Here is a 19,186-nt window from a genome sequence, read left to right on the forward strand (position 1 = left end):
TCCCGAAAACGAGGTTTGGGCTCCCTGGGTATGGTTTTTCTATCAGCCTTATTACAATTGGCAGGTTGAGCAAATGGTTATACTACCGAAAAGTTTGTTTTTTATAGATCCATATTTGAATCATTAAGGGGGATCATTGTTCCATAAACAGGTCAATATAAAATGCTGGTTTTTAGAAACCCTTTTTTGGTAGCGAAACCGATTTTGTAAGGAGAGCGTTTGGGAAGTGAGGCAGTTTGGAAGCAAAACCGATTTGTAAGGAAATCAATTGGGGGAAACCACGAAATAATTCGCGCCAAAAAATTCCACTCTTCAAAACTGCGTATTATATTGCCGCCGCCCTTACCCGGCATCCAATGAAAAAATTGTCCCGGATGCGTTTCCTCCCCCGGAAATTCATCTTCGCCCTTACCCTTGTCTGCCTGGCAATTCCGCCAATGGAGCTAAGCGCCCAGGAAACCCTTCCTTTTATTCATCGCGAGGCGGCGGCAGAAACCATGCTCGCAAATTTCGAGAAGCGACACCAGTCGGCCCTCGCCCAACTGAAAGATCCATATAAAAAAGAACTGGCAGAACAATACCAGAAACGTTATGATGCCCTGGGGAAGATCTACCGCGGCAGGCAATTCCTCACTGATACGCTGGCAACGGCCTACCTGCAAAAGCTGGTAAACCATATCCTAAATGCCAATCCGCAACTGCGTCTACTGCAGCCTTCCATTCATTTTTCCCGCGCCTGGTGGCCCAACGCCGTGAGCTATGGCGAAGGAACCATCGCTTTTAATATCAGTCTCTTTAACCGCCTGCAGAACGAGGCCCAGGCTGCCTTTGTCATCTGCCATGAGCTGGCTCATCTGAGCCTCGACCATAGTAACCGGAATATCCGCGAGTATGTTCAGGAAGTGAACGCCCCCGAATTCCGGCAGCAGTTGAAGGATATCAACAAATCTGAATACCAGCGCAATAAAAGGACGGATGAACTGCTCCGCGGACTCTCCTTCACCGACCGCCGTCATAGTAGAACCCATGAGTACGCCGCCGATTCCATGGCCATTGTATTATTGCAGTCCACCGGCTATGATCTCCGCGAATCACTCTCCACGCTCGCCCTTCTCGATGCCATCGATAAAGAAAAACATAACGGAAACCTGGCGCTCAAGGAACAGTTTCATTTCGCCGAGTATCCTTTCCGCGCAAGATGGACCAGGGCGCCATCGCTCACCATGAGTGAAGCCCGCGATGCGAGGGTGAAGCAGCTGGAAGAAAATACCGACTCACTGAAAACCCATCCCGACTGCAGTAAACGCATAGCAGCGCTCAAGCCTGCGGTAGAAAAAGGTTATAAGGCATCGCAACAATTATTCCTGGTGAGCGCCGATACCTTCGGGGTTCTGGCAAATCGCTTTGATGCAGAGCTGGTGGCTTACTGCCTCGATGCAGAAGCTTATGGAAGGGCGCTTTATTACGCCCTGCAATTATTCCGCGGGCAGCCGCGCAATGCCTGGCTGGCAACTACCATCGCGGGCTGCCTGAACAGGCTTTACGATGCACAGAAAAATCATGCGCTGGGGAAAGTTATTGATTTGCCGGGCAGCACCCGCAACAAGGAATATGAAGAATGGCTGCTTTTTCTGCAGAATGTGCGGCTCGATGAGCTGGCATCTGTCAACTATCATTTCGTGAAGCAACAGTACCCGCATTTTGGCGGCAATGCCGATTTTAAAAAAGAGGCGGAGGCGGCACGCGTCAATTATAGATCGCACAAACAATTACCCTGATAATTCATACCAAAAAAACCCAACATGCTGATTAAAAGATGGCTGTTAGCAGCCCAACTCCTTGCCCTTTGTCCCATGGCATTGATGGCACAGAAAAAGTTATCCATTGAAAATATCCGATCCATCTCCCTCCGCAATTCGGGCACTATTGTAGCCGCGGAAGAAGTGAAGGGCTATTTCTTTTACTATGTGAGCGATAAAGTGGATCGCAAGACCAATGAGTACACCATCCAGGTGGTGGATGAAAATCTAAAGGAAGTGAACCGTATCGTTTTTGAGGATGACAAAAAAGAACTGCTGATCGAAACCTCTTATAATGGCAGTTCATTGATGTTCCTGTTCTTTAACAAGAAGGATCAACTGGTAACCACCAAGGTATATGGACTAGATGGCAAACTGGAGCAGACCTATACCAAACCCCTCGACCGCCGGAGTGCTGCTTACTTCGCCATGGCACAGGGTTCATTGCTGAATGATGAGGAGGGCGTAAACAAATATGTATATGATATACCGGGAAAGGGTTTCCTCTCGGTAATACCTATGCGCGATGGAAGGGATGTGACCTTTGAAGTTGATATCGTTCACAGTGATGAGAAGAAATCAATTACATATAGCGCTGATTATGGTGATTTCAAATATGCTACGGCATCCTACCTGGGATCGAGTAATGATATTGCGATGTTCGAGGTATTGAAAAAGGAGAAGCTGATGAGTAATAAGATGGAAGGTTCGCTGCTGGGTGTGGATATAAATACCGGTAAAAAGGTTTTTGAGCTGGATGAGAGCGTTACCAAATATAAGTTCATGCCGCTCAGCATCTCTACGCTTAGTGGTAACGGTGAGACCCTGCTGATGGGGAATTACTATGATAAGGGCGACCGTGTGATGAAGAACAATACATTGGGCATCGGGGCGGTTACTATTGATGCAAAGGGTAAGATCGTGAAGCAGAAGTACAATAGCTGGGCAACTGATTTCGGGAAGTATTTTGAGGTGAACAGCAAGGGTAAGCTTGACGATATCGGTTACCTCTATTTCCATAAGCTGATACAAACGGAGGATGGTGATGTATATGCAATTGGAGAAGGATACAAGCGTACGGCCAGTGCTGGTGGAATTGCCGCAACTGTTGTGATGGCCGCTGCCGGCGGGTATAATGCTAATGCGAGTGTAACCAAGCTGACGATTACTGATATGGTGATGATCAGGTTCAGTAAAGATTTCGAAATAAAGGATGCGAAGGTTTATGAGAAGAATAAAAACCGCTTCAACCTGCCTGGAAGTGATTATGCTACGCCGCATATGCTGGCTGCATCAGCGAAAATGATGGGGGCTTTTGATTATGCTTTTACGCGCACCGATGCTGCGAAGAGCAGTTTTTATGTTGGTTATAATGATTACGAGCGCGGCAAGGATTACCGCGGACTGGTATTCCACAGTATTGCTTTTGCCGATGGAAAAATTAGTCGCGATAAGCTTGCGTTGAATTCTGATGCAAGCAGGCTGCGTGTATTGCCGGCCAAAACAGGATCTATTCTTGTGAGTGAATATTTCCGCAAGGAGAAGAGATTGGATTTGCGCATGGAGAAGTTGAATTGATTTGCGTGAAGTTGATTGGATTTGCGCATAAAGAATTGAATTGATCTGTTGCAGTAGTGATGCGGGCAACAGCTATATAAAACCCGGCGGCATTATGATGCTGCCGGGTTTTTCATTTTGAAAGAAGATGGCCTTAGAAATTGAAAGTAGGTACCGTTACAATTTGAAAGCAGGGGACAACGTAGGTGAAAAAATGAGTGTTTTTTATTGACCCATATTTAGTGCAATAAATGCATTTAGTGTTCCATATTTAGTGCAATATAAAAAGTATCTGCTTTTCAGTACAACACCAAGCCAGTTGCGGATTGTAAATTTGGCGCAACAAAGACTGCACATTTTCAAATACGCAACTATAAGTGGTTTATTTCGCAAATACACAAAAGGGGTTTCGCAAATCCGACTAAGCAAATCCCATTACGCAAATCCTATTACGCAAATTATATTGTGCAAATCCGATTTGGAGGCTTCTTAAGTTTCGAGCGTCGCGAGGAGAGATTGCAGATCAAGCGGTCGCGTGTACATTTCAATTGCTCCGCCAGGCCGGGTAGGCCACTGGTCGCGGGGTTTGTCCCAATATAATTCTACCCCATTACCATCGGGGTCATCGAGATAGAGTGCTTCGGAAACACCATGATCGCTGGCGCCGGTGAAAGGATATTTTGCATCTAGTAGGCGCTTTAGTATGGCAGCAAGATCGCGGCGTGTAGGATAAAGAATAGCAGTATGATACAATCCCACTGCATTTTCAACCGCCCGTCCGGCCCCTTTGCTATGCCATGTATTCAGTCCGATATGGTGATGGTATCCCCCGGCACTTATAAATGCTGCTTGAGCACCATACATGGTGATGAGTTCAAAGCCAAGAAGATCGCGGTAAAAGCCAAGCGCACGGTCGAGGTCAGCAACCTTTAAGTGAACATGTCCTATTTGGGTTTGAGGTGGAATTGTATACTGATTATCCATGGGAGTGCTTAAGATGAAAAAGTGCCTATGATGGAAAATTCTTACGATGGAAATATACGAATAACCTTCACGAAGCGACCATCATAATAACTGTTCAGCGGGGTGATGGTAACGCCATATGCCTTACCCGAGGTTGAATGGATAAATTGCATCGCGCCATTATCATTTTCCGTGATGATGCCCATATGTCCAACTATTCTTATACTGCTGTCGGTACCGGTAAACAATACCAGGTCGCCGGGCTTTGCTTTTTCACGTTGCACCTGCCTTCCCACATTGGTGAAATCCACCGATGAGCGCGGAACACGAACATTGAAATGATTGAAAACATAGGTGATGAATCCCGAGCAATCAAAACCAACTGCGGGATCGGTGGATGCATATTTATATGGAATGCCCTGAAGCGTTTTCGCAAAGCTCAGGAGTTCAGCGGGCTTGAGATTACCTACATCAACAGTTTGTGCCGGCTGAAGTGGTGCGGGTGATTCACGGATCACTTCAAGGGCAGCGGGTGTTTGGGGCTGATTATCGGAATGCGATACTGCTATAATCCTGGTTTCCCGGGTCGGGATACCGCGGGGAGGAAGTGTGGAACCCGGTCGTGTGCTTGTACCTGATGGTTGATTTTTTTCCAATGAATCAGTTCTGCCCGCCGGCGGAATTTGATTATTAGTATCCCTGATAGCGCCGGAATCAACCGGTGGCTGGGGATGCAGTGTATCGATAACCGTTTCCGTCGGGATCTCGTCGGGGTTATCTGGTTTGTTGTCGCCACAGGCTGCGGCAAAAACAAGTATGGCAAAAAAATAGTGTTTCATATATCCTTCTATTCAATAACTATTCCATGCCGGTTTAACAGCTATTCCATGCCAGCTAAATATACCCTTTGAATTGGCGGCGATGATGCTGTCGGGTTTCGGTAAATTTGTAAAAATCAATTTACTATGATCGCATTTCTCGGAACGGGCCTGCTGGGCTCGGGATTTATAAAAGCATTGCTACAGAAAGGAGAAAAAGTACAGGTATGGAATCGCACCTTTGAAAAGGCGAAGGAGTTGGAAGCAGATGGTGCCGTTGCTTTTGAGCAGGCGGCAGATGCAGTGAAAGGGGTGCAAAGAATTCATCTCTGTGTGTCTGATGATGCTGTGGTGGATAGTGTATTGCAACAGGCCGAAGCCGGAATGGAAAAGGGCGCTATCATTATCGACCATTCTACAACCTCTAAGGATGGCGCTGTTGAACGCACGCGCAACTGGGCAGCAAAGGGATACACGTATGTGCATGCACCGGTCTTTATGGGCCCATCCAATGCATTGGATAGTTCGGGATTCATGCTGATCTCGGAAGGCCGAGAGCTGACGGAAAAATTGCGTCCCTGGCTGGAGCCAATGACGGGCAAGCTGCTGGATTTTGGGGTTGCGGCTGGTGGTGATGGTGATGCAGGAAGTGGTGGCGCAGCTGATGTTACAGGCAAGGCCGCCGGCATTAAACTGATCGGGAACCTTTTCCTGATCTCATTAACCGGTGCTTTCTCTGATATGCTGGTTATTGGCAAGGAAATGGGGATCGGTGGGGAAGAGATCGCTACATTGTTTAAAGATTTCAATCCGGGTGCGGGTGCGCCTGGCCGTTTGAAAAGAATTATGGCGAGAGATTATGATAATCCATCCTGGGAATTGCAGATGGCGCGCAAAGATGCCCGGCTGATGATGGAAGAAGCGGAGAAAGGTGGAAAATCTTTACTCGTGATTCCTCCTATGATTGCTGAGATGGATAAATTTCTTGAAAAGGGATTAGCGCATAAGGATTGGAGTGTGATGGTGTCAGATAAGTTCTAAAGAACAACAATGAAATAGCCGTCTCAAATTATTTTGAGGCGGCTTTTTTATGTATTTGCGCCAATGCAATTACCCAACCATAGAGGGTTGCAGCCTGGAGTGACTTCTATCCTGAACCCATTTATTATCTCTTGCGCCAACCAGCATATTATTGAATTGAAGACCGTTCTTATTACCGTTATCATCAAAGGAGATGCTGATGTTACCGAGTGCAATTCCGCCGTAACCAGCATGGTTAATGATCACTTCATCCTGTTGTTTATTCAAAACAATCTGCGGCGCAGCCATAAACGTATGCGTATGCGCACCAATAATAATATCTATATCCTTTGATTGAGCCGCAAGTGTGAGATCATCAATGGCCTTTTCATTCTTGTACCCCAGATGTGAAAGGCAAACCACCAACTGGCAATGTTGTTGCTGCTTTAACATGGAGGCAAGGTTTGAAAGATCCTTCACCGGATCACGATACTGCACGGCATCATTCACTTCACCGGGCACCAGTCCCCGCATATTAATTCCCGCCCCGATAATGCCGATCTTAATATTTCCCTTCTGCACCACCCTGTATGGCTGCTGCATACTGCCAAGCCGGCTATCGGTAAAATTATAATTAGTTGCCACCAGCGGAATGCCTGATTGCTGCCAGTATTCCTTTAGCAGATCAGTGCCGCAGGCATAATCGCGGTTACCCAGCAGGGCAGCATCATAACCAGCACGATGCATTCCCTTTAAAAGAGTTTTATGTTCTTCGCTATGTGATGCATCACCACAGGATATATCTCCCGCATCTACCAAAAGCGTATTGGCATCGCGTTTCCGGATTGTAGCGATTAGTTCCGATGTCTTTTGAAATCCGCCCATCTTCGCATAGCGTTCATGCGTCACCGGTAGCAGGTTATCATGAAGGTCATTTGTATGTAAGATGGTAATCTGGTTGTTGCCCGGCATGAAACCTTTCCCGATTGAATTACTAACCATGGAAACGGGTTTGGCAACAAGCAATGCTGAGGTAGCAAGTGCACCTTGTTTCAGAAAATTTCTGCGGCTATCCATAATAAAAATTTTTCCGTGTTAACCGGTGGTAAAAAAAAGGGTAACTTTTATCAAGGAGAACGGAAAAGGTGGGTTGGTTCTATAATAGTACGTAAATTATTTATATAATGCAAGCACCATGAAAGCTGGAATACTTTATCCCCGTTCTTCCGCCCATCCCGAACTGCTGCCCGATTTTATTGACGGCATCCGCCAGAGGCTAAAGTTTTCGGGCAATGAAAACAGTATTCAACTGGTGATGGAGAGTATTGGCTTCGGCGGACATGAAAAGGAAGTGTATGAAAAAGCAGAGAAGCTCCTGGTGCTGGAGGGAGTAGATTTTCTGGTGGCACATATTGACCTCCGTGTACTGGATATATTGAAACCCCTGGTTCAAAGTGTGGGAAAATCGATGCTGGTGGTGAATGGCGGTGCCAATTATTTACAACAGCCGATCCCCGAATCCAATATTTTTTACCTCACTTTAAACCATGCCTTTCTTTGCTGGCTCTCCGGAAAGCAGTTGGCCACAGAACAGGGGGCAGCAGGAATTATGGCAACCAGTTTTTATGATTGTGGCTATCTCCACACTGCAGCCGCGGTGAGGGGATTTACAGAAAAAGGGGGGAGCATTGTTTTCAACTATATCAATAAAGACAAGTACAATGACACTTTCAGCGTCCAACCGCTGATAGAATTCCTTCAAGAGCATCCGGAAGCAAAACGACTGCTCTGCATTTATGATGATCTGCCGGCATCGCTTTTCTACAACCGGTTGCAACAATACCCTAAAGCGGAAAACCTCCACCTCTCCGCTTCACCCATGATGTTTGAAAAGCAGGCACTGTCGACCATAGAAAATGGTTTTCCTTTTTCAATAAGCGGATATATACCGTGGTCGGCCAGCTCCGAAAATGGCAGCAATCAGCAATTCTGTGACTACTACCAGCAGGAAGCAAAACGGCCACCATCCTGTTTTGCATTACTGGGCTGGGAAACCGGGATGGTGCTGGAGCAAATACTAAAAGAAGGAAAACCAGGAAAGGAAATAGAAGGGAGTCCTCGTGGCAGCCTGTTATTGGATTCAAGCAGTCATTGCTATTTGAGTGATCTTCTGCATGCCAGCTTAGATTCCGGGTCATCTGTCGTGAATTTGAAACCTGTGGAGATCAATATAGCCGACTGGAATACATTCATCGGGGAAGCAGCAGGGGGACTGAGTTCGGGGTGGACGAATACCTATCTCTGTTATTAAGCATTATTATGGAGGAGATACGCATCATAGTACTTTGCAGCAGCCGGTTTGGACTGCCGGCAATCAGGGAACTATCCTTTTATGGAATTTTATCCGTGGTGGTTGTACCGGCAAGTCATATAGAGATGATCGAACAATTGGAGGCTGGTTTATCGGGTAGCTCCATTGCCCTGGTACAGCTGAAGGAAAAAAATTATGTCTCCCAATTAGAAGAACTGATGAAGGCGCATCGGATAACATTGGGGCTGATATTGAACTTCCCCAAAAAGATCCCGCTCAGTGTTCAGGTATTGGCGCCGAAGGGATTTTACAATGTACATCCTGGGCCGCTTCCTCAATACCGGGGAGCCGATCCTGTGTTCATGCAGATAATAAACAGGGAGCCATTAGCCGGCGTTAGTATACATAAACTGGATGAAGATTTTGATAGTGGGGAAGTGGTGCTAACGGAAATGATCAGACTAGATCCGCGCGATACTTATGGCATGCTCACAACCAGGCTTGCGGCACTGGCGGTAAAGATGGTTGGTATATTGATCAGGATGGCGGCGCATGGCATCAGGATACCCTCAAAGCCCCAGGACGCTGCACTGGCACGGTATTACCCTAAACAGAGAGCATCGGATATCGTTATCCGGTGGAGCGAAATGGAGGCAGTGGAAATCATCGCCCTGGTGAATGCCTGTAATCCATGGAACAAAGGTGCAGTTACATCTTTAAATAACCAGGTGGTACGGATAGTAGATGCGATGCAAATAGAAAATGAGCAGCTGGCAAATGCATTTTCAGGGGAAATTATTTCTTGTGATGAGCGGGGAATAATGGTAGCCACTATTAATGGAGAATGCATCCTGGTTGTTTCCATTTACACGGAAGAAGGATTTCTGGGAGCCTGGCGTTTTGCAGATAATGGGTTTAAACAAGGGGCCCGATTCACAGAAATATAATTTTAAAAATGCTTGCAAAAGCCATTTTCATATTGTAGATTTATTTCAACTATCCCCATTACCTTATCCCCTACCCCTCCGATTAATAGTTTTTTCCTGCCCCCTTAACCTGCTAATATTCTACTATTATGGCAACGCCTTATGTTGGTGAGATCCGCATATTCGCGGGCAGCTTTGCTCCTAACGGATGGCTGTTCTGCGACGGAACAATTCTACCCATTGCTGAAAATGAGACATTGTTTGTGTTGATCGGCACAACCTATGGAGGTGACGGTCAGGAAACTTTTTCATTGCCAGATCTCAGGTCAAGGTTACCGCTACACATGGGTACTGGTCCCTCCGGTAATACACACCAGCTTGGAGAAATGGCAGGAACAGAATATGTAACGCTCACCATCAACCAGATGCCCCAGCATACACACATACCACGATGTAATACGGGAAACGGAACCAGTACAAATCCAGCAAATAATTTCTGGGCGGCACAACCGGCTCTATTGCCGTATGTGGAGGAGGGTACGGGAAATGCAAATATCAATGCTCCCATGAAGGCTGGTGCAGTAAGTTCGGTGGGAGGGTCGCAGCCCCATGATAACCTGCATCCTTTCCTTGCATTGAATTATATCATTTCCCTGTTTGGGATCTTTCCTTCACAAACCTGATCAACACTATTAAACCTTAAGCTATGGCCGATCCATTCCTTGCGGAAATAAGGATGTTCTCCTTCAATTTTGCCCCAAAGGGCTGGGCACAATGTAATGGGCAATTATTAGCCATTAATCAGAACCAGGCCCTGTTTTCATTATTGGGTACAACCTATGGGGGCAATGGCACAACAAATTTTGCCCTACCTGATTTGCGAGGGCGGGTTTCCATGCATTTTTCAGCCTCTTTTGTCATTGGGCAGCGAGGGGGTGAAACCGCACATACGTTATCAGCTAATGAAATGCCTCAACACAACCATTTATTGTCAGCTACTTCAGCTATTGCCGACCAGGTTTATCCGGGTGGCAGTTTATGGGCAGCAGGAGCCAGTGCATCAGCTTACCACGACGCATCAAATGCTGTAATGAGTGATGCGGTGGTGAGCAATACGGGTGGCAGCCAGCCACATGAAAATATGGCGCCCTATACGGTAATAAATTATTCAATTGCCCTTGTTGGAATATTCCCTTCACGTGATTAAAAATTACAATTATGGCTGAGGCATTTATCGCAGAAATCAGGATGTTTGGATTCAATTTCGCCCCTCGCGGCTGGGCCCTATGTAATGGCCAATTGATCAGCATCGCCTCTAATACTGCATTGTTTTCACTGGTGGGTACTTTCTACGGAGGCAATGGACAAACAACTTTTGCCCTTCCTGATTTACAGGGAAGGGCTGCCATGCACCAGGGGCAGGGGCCCGGACTATCCATATACGATCTTGGTCAAATTGGTGGATCTGAAACAACTTCACTGTTGCAATCTGAAATTCCAGCCCATACCCATAATGTGGTGGGAAGTAGTGGAGATGGCTTGAGTCCAAGTCCGGAAAACAATGTGTGGGCTGGGCCCGGTGCCGATCGCAATCTTGTATTATACAGTTCTTCTAATGCTTCCCCGGTGCAGATGAACCCTTCTAGCCTGGGAATGGCAGGAGCCGGTCTGCCACATAATAATCTGATGCCTTATGCAGTAGTTAATTTTTGTATTGCGATGCAGGGGATATTCCCTGCCCGCCCCTGATGAATATGTTTATAATGTTATAATCAACGCAACATGCAACAAACCTATCCAAAATTGCTGCGGGTATTACTGCCCGTTATACTGCTGCTTACAATTGCCAGCACAGTTTTCTCCAATACATATATAGTAAATAGTACGGCAGATGCTCCTGCAACGGCTGCTGGTGATGGAACTGGCAACAGCACATTGGGAATTGGAATAATCACCCTTCGATCGGCTATTCAAACAGCCACTGCATTGGGTGGATCGCATACAATCACTTTTAATTTATCACTCCCCAATACTATAACGCTTACCAGTGCCATTGTAGTTGGTGTTGCTAACAGTAATATTACTATTATGGGACCGGGCCAGAATCTAAGCATTGTGCAGACAGGAAATTCCAGAATATTCACCACAGGGGCCGGCGCCATTACATTTATATTGGAAGATCTTAGGTTAACCTATAACGGACCGGCCGTCCCTTATTCAGGAGGTGGAGGCGCAATATCTGCTGGGGATGTGGGTGCAGTAACTACTATCAGCAATTGCATCTTCGAAGGTTTCCGTTACCAGGTAGGAAACGGTGGAGTAATTTCTGCCTCTGCAAATGGGCCGCATACCCTGACAGTTACCAATTGCATATTCAACAACAATAAAACAGGCGGGGCTGGTGGTGCAATAAATTTCCTTACTGTGGGTGGAACTGCAACAATAAACAGATGCACTTTTTCTGGAAATTCGACAGGTATTGTGGGGCTGAATACCGGTGGTGATGGTGGCGCATTAAATTTAAGCGGTACTGCACCCGGCGGTACATACACAGTGACAGAATGTTTATTCAGCGGAAATCTAACTGAGAATGCAACCGCCCATGGAGGTGCCATTAATGTTGTGCAAGGTGATCTGGTTGCAAATTACAATCGATTCTCAGGCAATAGTACTGTTGGTCCAGCTAATGGAAAATCCATCTGGCTTGCAGGCGGCGATCTGGGTAATACGGTGAATGCGGATAATAACTGGTGGGGAGTAAATGATGGTCCGGCGGCCGGTGATATCGCTAATGGTCCCGCTCCTGTAACACCACCTGTGGCAACAAAATGGATTCAATTAAAAGCAACTCCTTCCACCACACCGATTTGTCCCACCAATGTATTATTGGGAAACACTTCAACTGTAACAGCATCCCTACTTTCCAATTCGGCCAACGAAGCAATAGCAGCTTCAAACCTGGATGCTTTTATTGGTCAGCAGGTAAATTATACTGCAGTGTTGGGAACTTTATCTGCGGCTTCCGGTACCCTGGTGAATGGAACCACTAATGTCACCTTTACTTCTAATGGCAGCCCGGGAAATGCAACGGTGAATGCTACCTTTGATAATATCCCTACTTCTGATCCGGTTGCCCGTGCCACTATAGTTGTGAATGCACCTGCATCCATCACCACACAACCACTTGCCAGTACTATCTGCGAGGGAACAGCAGCGAACTTCACGGTTGTTGCAGCAGGAACAGCAACAATAGTTTACCAGTGGCGCAAGGGAACCACCAACCTGGTGAATGGAGCTACTGGTACTGGTTCAACTATAGCAGGTGCAACTACAGCAAACCTTATAATTACCAATACCAGTGCGGCCGACGAAGCAACAGATTATAATGTTGTAATTTCAAATTCATGTGCTTCGCAGGTTACATCCAACAATGTTTCTCTAAGTGTTTGGACACCACCTATAGTATCTTCACCAACTGTTACACAACCCAACTGCAATCAACCTAAGGGAACCATTGTAGTAAATGCTACAGGAGTCAGTACACTTGCCTATAGTATAGATGGTGGTGCCAACTACCAGGCTAGTAACACCTTCACGATGGTTGATCCGGGTAACTATTTTATTTCTGTTCATTACGAATTACTTAATACCTGTGCAGCAGCATATCAAGGTAATCCCATAATCATTACTGAACCATCTGCGGCTGTGAACTTCAGCACGCCTACAATTACACAGCCAACCTGTGCTTTAACAACCGGCACGATTGTAGTGAATGCAAGCATTGCAGCGGGTACCCTTGAGTATAAATTGAATGTGGATGGAACATGGGGTAGCAGCAATAGTTTTGATGAACTGGCCCCGGGTGGTTATAATATTTTTGTAAGAGAAGCTTCGAATCCGGATTGTGTTTTTGAATATGATGGTAATCCTGTTACAATCAATTCAGTGCCTTCGCCACCATCTATCCAGGCACCAACCATAACACAACCCAATTGTGATATTACAACAGGAACGATTGTAATTAACGCAACAGGAAGTGGTGCGCTACAATATCAATTGAATGAGGGCGAATGGAGCAGTAGTACCAGTTTCGGCGGACTTGCTCCGGGTGATTATTCTATTTCGGTAAGGCTGCTGGCTGATAATTCATGCAGTTCAATTTATGGGGACAATCCGGTAACTATTGACCCTGTACCGGTAGCACCAACCGTGGTTGCAGTTGATGTTACACAACCAACCTGTGAAACGCCAACAGGTATTATTGTAATAGATGCAACAGGAGCTGGCACCCTGGAATATAGTATAGGTGGATTATTTCAGGAATCTGCAACCTTCGAAGGACTGGCACCAGGTGGTTATCCAGTATCTGTAAGGCTGAAGGATAATATTACCTGCGTAACAATTTATGGATCAGTTAATGTGAGCCCAACTGGTATCAGACCAGATATAACTTCCGTTATTCCAACCCAACCCAGTTGTGAAACGCCAACTGGTAGTTTAACTGTTAATGTTTCAAGTGATGGACCCGCTTTATTCCTGTACCGAGTGAATGGCGGAGCATGGCAGGAAAGTAATGTATTTAATGATTTGCCGCCAGGTGATTATACAGTTCAGGTAACCCTATCAGTTGACGAAACCTGTATTTCAACCTACAGCTTTAACCCGGTTACACTTGAAACACCAACCGGATGTACTGTTCCGGCAAGCATTGAATGTCCGGCAAATATAACGGCCGTTGCACCTCTGAATAGTTGTAGTGCTTTGGTAACCTTTGCAGCAATTGCCAGCGGAACTCCTGCACCAACGGTTGTGTATAAAATCGGTAATACTGTCATCACATCGCCGCATAATTTCCCTGTTGGTGAAACAACTGTGACAGCCATCGCTACAAATAGTACTGGTACTGATGAATGTACTTTCACGGTAACGGTTGAAGATAACCAGGCGCCGGTGATCAATGTGGTAGGACCAGTTTTCTTATGGTCGCCCGATCATAAATACCAGCGAATTAATGTGAATAATCTTGTAACCAGTATCGCGGATAATTGTGGACCGGTAAATATTAACAATGTCGTCATCAGCTATGTAACAAGTGATGAAGCGGATGATGCACCAGGTGGACTTGATGGAAGCACGATCAATGATATCAGGATCGCAACAAATTGCAAGTCTGTAGAATTGCGTCGTGAACGTTATGAGGGTCGCAATGGCAGGGTTTACAACATTCATTTATCCTATGAAGATGGATCCGGAAATATAGGTACGGCCTTTGTTAAAGTTCATGTGCCGGCAAGTAAGAAGAATGTACCTGCTGGTGAAGATGCAGTTGTATATACGGTTTACAGCAATTGCAGCAACCTCATCACCAGTGCCAATACCAGTCGTCCGCCGATGGAAAGTATTGCTGAATCAAGGGTTAGTTTGCAGGCATGGCCCAACCCTGTTGTGCATTCTACAACCATCCGCTATTCAATACCGGTAGATGCACAGGTGAGTCTGGAAGTGTATAATGGTATGGGACAGAAACTGGCTCAGCTTGCGAATGGCTTGCAAAAGTCGGGTTCATACCAGGTCAGTTATGATGCATCCAAACTTTCAGCAGGCATATATATATACCGGCTTCAGACGGTTGATAAATATGGCAGGCAGGAAGTGCTTAACGGAAAGTTAGTAGTGGGCCGGTAAGCTTCATGGGGATTGTATATCTAAAGAAGGCAGGTCATTGGAAAATTTCATTGACCTGCTTTTTTCTTTTATTAGCTAATATTGAACTCATCATTCGGGATTTTTAAGCGTATTCTTATTAGGAGATTCGCAAGTATGGAATGGTTTATGTCTTTTTTTTAGCAGCTTTTTATAGTGATCAATATTTGAATCATTTTCATTCTTTAATGTTCCATATTTAAATCAATAAAAAATACCCTTTTTCGATGAGATATTATTGTATGAACTACCAGCCTTTAAGTTGTGAAGCCTTGAAAGTCCATTCAGGCGTATTCAGATCGGCGCTTGCATTCAACTGGTACCAAGGACTTATCTTCTTATTAAAATGATTCTTCAGCACCTGCGTTTCCTGCGCGGGCATATAGCTCTGGGCCAGCATAAAGACTTTTTCGCCACGATTATTTTCTGCCATATCAACAACTATCACTGCATGTCCGGGTGTTCCACCGATGATGAATACATCACCAATAGAGAGGTCACGCATGTTTTTCTGGTGCAGGCTCTTTGAAAGGGAAACAGTTCCGGCATACATGAAAATGAATTCCATATAGTTTTGGAAATCTTTATAGGTATTGGAAGGAGCGGCTGATTTTATCCAGCTTGTTTTATTTCCTTTCACCAGCATGCGCCTGCCTTCGATCCATTCAGAATAATCAACCCGGAATCCATTGGTGAGTATAAAGGATATTTTGTCATAGGCTTTGGCGGCATAAAAATATTCTGCTCTTAACCGCATCACCGCGTCTGCACATTGCTGGAGATCCTTGCCAGAGATGGTCATATCAACAACAGCTTCATAGGCTGCTGATGGTTTCTCCCTGCCATCATAATAGCGCACTTTTGTGCCGGGAGGTTTGAGGGGAAGGGTTCGAAGGTAATGGGCGAAAGAACCAGGGTCCACTTCTTTTCGCGCATAGCCTGCAGGGGGTGGAAATCTTTCCTTAATAGTTTTTCCCGGGTTATTGCTTGTTGTTTCAATGACAGGGACTCTAATATTTTGGAGAGATCTATCCGTTAGGGTTTATGCATAAGGTTTATAAAATGATCCCGCCACCACGCCCATGACGAGTATAACAATCAAAACTGTCATGACGCGCGTGGCAAGGATCAAAACGCTTCGCTCCATAGGTGATAAGGTTTATTGATGGATCTCCATACGGTACCTTTTTGCCTGCTCGCGCAGGATCTTCTCGATCTCTGTTTCCAGGGTCTGTTCTTTATTGCCGGCTTTATTGGCGCGATCTGCTGCCAGAAAATTTTCGCGCTTTGCTGTTACCTCGCTGATCTGCTTTTGGATATTATTGCGCTTGGCTGACAGGTCGGAAATATATTTCTTTAGTTCGGCCTTTGACTTTCCCTTTAAGTTTTCGGGTAGGGATGATTGTGGTAGTTTGGTGAGGAAGGCAGTATCAGCAGCATGGGCATCTACCAGGTCCCAGCTATCATTGCGATATACCTCACTCTTGCCCTTCACTGAAATTCGTTTAGCCGCCACCGATGGATGTGCTTCGTAATTGGCGCGGTCTACTTCTTCCTGCTTTGATTTTCCCTCAGCGGCAAGGGTACCATATCCGATATAGGTTGCATTGAGTTTATCATTCAGTACAATCAGTTCCTGGTCGTATGGGGTTGGTATATCCTGGATGCGTGCGTTTGAATTTATGTTGGTGAAGCTGCCACGGCCACATTCGGCACCAAGGTTCCAGTGCTCGCGGATACCCTGCTGGCGGTCGCCGCAATAGATGGTATTCACGATAACGCCCTTTTGTTTGGCGATGGTGCATGCTTTTGTAAAGGGTGTTGTGCCCTGCAGGAAATCTTCGTTGCCGGCAATAAAGATCACTTTGTAGTGTGCATCACCGTTATCCCAGGGAAGATCGGTGAGTGAAGTATGCATAACTTGTCCGCAGTATTCATCACCGCCATTGGTGGTGAGTCGGAACAGGTTCCGCGATACTTCATCAAGATCGCTGGTAAATGGGCTGATCTGTTTCACATAACCCACCTGTGCGCTGTTGGAGCTGCGGCCATATTCATAGAGCGCCAGTTCCACCTGTGGTGTTTTACCATCGCAGCGGGCCTTTCCCAGCACACTCACCATGTTCCAGAGTTGGGCCTTGGCCTGGTCGATGAGGCCGTCCATGCTGTTGGAGACGTCGAGGAGAATGGCGACCTGGATCTTGGTGGAGGGATGGAGAGATGGAGGGATGGAGGGGGAAGGAGAGATGGAGGGATGGAGGGATGGAAGGGGTGCAGGTGGTGTTGAATGTTCTTGTAGTACAGGGATTGCTGGTGGTGGCTCTTTTGTTTGGGGTGATGGGCTTACAGGGGGCAAGGGAGGGCACTCTGCAATGATAGTTTCCTGGGTCAAACGGTTATAGACAAACGTAGTTGTAGCGGCCACGATCAGTATGGCCGTGGTGGCGTGGGATAGCAGGGAGGGCATGGTTATGGTTTTCATGTTGAGATGCAGGCGCGTGACTGAATGCATAAACCGAAAAACGTTTTTGGATTGTTTTAACAATCCCCCTATCAGGGTTTCGCATGATGCTGACTGCTCCAAGTTTTCTAGTTATGCACAACTCATCCGAATCTATTCCCACTAAAATTGGATTTGCTTTTTCTTTGTCTTCATGAAGAATTTCCTGCTGAGGGCGATAAAGATCCTTGGAATCAGTCTGCTGGTTTTTATCGCCGTATTTGGTTTACTACTCTGGACGGGCATTATCTGGCGGTCGCCGGCATATTATAACGTTGCTGCCACAAAGGATTTTGCGGTTCCTATTATGGACATGAAAGCCTATGATAGTGCAGGTGATCATAGTCGCCCTTACATCTACCAGCTCTCTTCGGGTAAGGGTAGTGTTTATGTTCTCGGCATTGAGCATACAAAGAATTGTAATGACGCGCAGATAGACAGCATCAGAAACATCTGGAATGCTTACCAACCGGATGTTGCGCTGGTGGAAGGAAGGCTGGGCTTTCTGTTCAGCGGTTTGCAGGATCCTGTGGAGGCGCATGGTGAAGGAGGCGAAACGGTGCGGCTGGCAAAAAAATCCGGGGTTCCTTTTTACACCTGGGAGCCTGAGAAGAGTGCCGAGATAAAACTTATGCTTCAGCGTTATGATGCAAAACAGCTTGCGATTTTCTATTCGCTACGCCCCTATTTCAGTAATTACCGTTTTGGAAAACCTTCTGATCCGGATAGGGTTATGCAGGAATATATTGATAGCAGAACCGACAAGGATGGCATCCGCGGACAAATAAAAAATGTTGCAGCAATTGATAGTTTCTGGAAGGAAACTTATCCTGGTGCAAAGGACTGGCGCGAAACCAGTGATGAATATGGATGGCCGGAGGGATGGTTATCGGATATTGCGGCCGAGTCAAATATTACACGCGATATCCATCTCTGTTCTATGATCCTGGAACTTGTGAATAGTGGTAAAAAAGTTTTCGTGACGATGGGTTCCAGTCATGCGTTCCGGATCCGCCAGACACTTGAGGCGGAAATGAAATAGATCTTAAACAGTTGGCCTTTTGGATCGATCCATATATAATTGATTCCATCGATGTCCGTCGGGATCTTTGAAAGCGAAACCATACATCCATCCCTGGTTATCGGCAGGCGGGGCAAAAACATCGCCCCCGGCTTCTTCCACTTTCTTTGCCATGGCATCAACATCTTCGCGCGTTGCGGCATCAAAGGAGAGCAGTACTTCGGTGGATTTGCTTGTGTCGGTCAATGGGTTTTGTGCAAAACTTTCGAGTATTGATTCAGCGAATAGCATGACCACTATTTTTTTATCCCCTACCAGCATACAGGCTGATTCACTACCGCGGCACATCTCTTCATTAAATGAAAATCCAATGTTTTTAAAGAAGGTTTTGGAGCGGATCACGTCCTTAACGGGGAGGTTGATCCAGAGTTCGTTAACCATGACATTTGTTTTTGATTTGATGATTAAAGCTACTGAGCTGTGGTGGTTTGCGGCGGGGGCTATTGCGACATTTCAGGGGGGAGTTTGAATCTCAGGTTGGTGATCGGAGTAGAAAATGAAACTGTTG

At 46.1% G+C, this 19,186-nt stretch carries 16 protein-coding genes; 10 read left to right on the forward strand and 6 right to left on the reverse strand.

All coding sequences use genetic code 11. From position 1 onward, the window contains the following. The first annotated feature begins 374 nt into the window (after positions 1-374). Both V6M43_RS06150 and V6M43_RS06155 read left to right on the forward strand, forming a co-directional pair. Positions 375-1,778, forward strand: a complete 1,404-nt coding sequence (locus tag V6M43_RS06150) for a M48 family metalloprotease (RefSeq protein WP_332733352.1) — start codon at positions 375-377, stop codon at positions 1,776-1,778. A gap of 24 nt (positions 1,779-1,802) precedes the next feature. Continuing rightward, on the forward strand, positions 1,803-3,377 hold the full coding sequence (locus V6M43_RS06155; protein ID WP_332733354.1) for a DUF6770 family protein: 1,575 nt from the start codon (positions 1,803-1,805) through the stop codon (positions 3,375-3,377). Positions 3,378-3,845: 468 nt separating this feature from the next. Here the strand turns inward: V6M43_RS06155 and V6M43_RS06160 are convergent, their stop codons facing one another. After that, positions 3,846-4,340 (reverse strand): VOC family protein, encoded by a 495-nt coding sequence (locus V6M43_RS06160; protein ID WP_332733356.1) that lies wholly within the window; start codon positions 4,338-4,340, stop codon positions 3,846-3,848. 41 nt (positions 4,341-4,381) lie between these two features. Then, positions 4,382-5,158: a C40 family peptidase gene (locus V6M43_RS06165; RefSeq protein ID WP_332733357.1), complete on the reverse strand. Its 777-nt coding sequence runs from the start codon at positions 5,156-5,158 to the stop codon at positions 4,382-4,384. Positions 5,159-5,284: 126 nt separating this feature from the next. Between V6M43_RS06165 and V6M43_RS06170 the strand changes: the two genes are divergently transcribed. Further along, positions 5,285-6,178 carry an NAD(P)-dependent oxidoreductase gene (locus tag V6M43_RS06170; protein ID WP_332733359.1) on the forward strand — a complete coding sequence of 298 codons (894 nt, stop codon included), beginning with the start codon at positions 5,285-5,287 and terminating at the stop codon, positions 6,176-6,178. 69 nt (positions 6,179-6,247) lie between these two features. Here the strand turns inward: V6M43_RS06170 and V6M43_RS06175 are convergent, their stop codons facing one another. Continuing rightward, on the reverse strand, positions 6,248-7,234 hold the full coding sequence (locus V6M43_RS06175; protein WP_332733361.1) for a metallophosphoesterase: 987 nt from the start codon (positions 7,232-7,234) through the stop codon (positions 6,248-6,250). Between the two features lie 118 nt (positions 7,235-7,352). Between V6M43_RS06175 and V6M43_RS06180 the strand changes: the two genes are divergently transcribed. The 6 genes from V6M43_RS06180 (at position 7,353) to V6M43_RS06205 (ending at position 15,079) form a co-directional block, all read left to right on the forward strand. Next, complete coding sequence (locus tag V6M43_RS06180) at positions 7,353-8,468, forward strand: hypothetical protein (RefSeq protein WP_332733363.1); 1,116 nt, start codon at positions 7,353-7,355, stop codon at positions 8,466-8,468. An 8-nt stretch (positions 8,469-8,476) separates the two neighbouring features. Beyond that, on the forward strand, positions 8,477-9,415 hold the full coding sequence (locus tag V6M43_RS06185) for a methionyl-tRNA formyltransferase (protein WP_332733365.1): 939 nt from the start codon (positions 8,477-8,479) through the stop codon (positions 9,413-9,415). Positions 9,416-9,543: 128 nt separating this feature from the next. Next, the gene (locus V6M43_RS06190; RefSeq protein WP_332733367.1) at positions 9,544-10,077 is read left to right on the forward strand and encodes a phage tail protein; all 534 of its coding nucleotides are present in this window, start codon (positions 9,544-9,546) and stop codon (positions 10,075-10,077) included. A gap of 23 nt (positions 10,078-10,100) precedes the next feature. Beyond that, entirely contained in the window at positions 10,101-10,601 is a 501-nt protein-coding gene (locus V6M43_RS06195) for a phage tail protein (protein ID WP_332733369.1), read from the forward strand. An 11-nt stretch (positions 10,602-10,612) separates the two neighbouring features. Next, positions 10,613-11,143, forward strand: coding sequence for a phage tail protein (locus V6M43_RS06200; RefSeq protein WP_332733371.1), 531 nt, complete (start codon positions 10,613-10,615; stop codon positions 11,141-11,143). Between the two features lie 33 nt (positions 11,144-11,176). Further along, the gene (locus V6M43_RS06205; RefSeq protein WP_332733373.1) at positions 11,177-15,079 is read left to right on the forward strand and encodes a T9SS type A sorting domain-containing protein; all 3,903 of its coding nucleotides are present in this window, start codon (positions 11,177-11,179) and stop codon (positions 15,077-15,079) included. A 265-nt stretch (positions 15,080-15,344) separates the two neighbouring features. Here the strand turns inward: V6M43_RS06205 and V6M43_RS06210 are convergent, their stop codons facing one another. Continuing rightward, positions 15,345-16,112, reverse strand: a complete 768-nt coding sequence (locus V6M43_RS06210; RefSeq protein WP_332734369.1) for a DUF4846 domain-containing protein — start codon at positions 16,110-16,112, stop codon at positions 15,345-15,347. A gap of 144 nt (positions 16,113-16,256) precedes the next feature. Continuing rightward, entirely contained in the window at positions 16,257-17,564 is a 1,308-nt protein-coding gene (locus V6M43_RS06215) for a vWA domain-containing protein (protein ID WP_332733374.1), read from the reverse strand. Between the two features lie 187 nt (positions 17,565-17,751). Between V6M43_RS06215 and V6M43_RS06220 the strand changes: the two genes are divergently transcribed. Beyond that, positions 17,752-18,639 carry a hypothetical protein gene (locus V6M43_RS06220; RefSeq protein WP_332733376.1) on the forward strand — a complete coding sequence of 296 codons (888 nt, stop codon included), beginning with the start codon at positions 17,752-17,754 and terminating at the stop codon, positions 18,637-18,639. 3 nt (positions 18,640-18,642) lie between these two features. Here the strand turns inward: V6M43_RS06220 and V6M43_RS06225 are convergent, their stop codons facing one another. Continuing rightward, complete coding sequence (locus tag V6M43_RS06225; protein ID WP_332733378.1) at positions 18,643-19,059, reverse strand: VOC family protein; 417 nt, start codon at positions 19,057-19,059, stop codon at positions 18,643-18,645. Between the last annotated feature and the right edge of the window lie 127 nt (positions 19,060-19,186).

This window comes from Flavihumibacter sp. (genome assembly GCF_036676075.1).
Classification (GTDB): Bacteria; Bacteroidota; Bacteroidia; order Chitinophagales; family Chitinophagaceae; genus Flavihumibacter.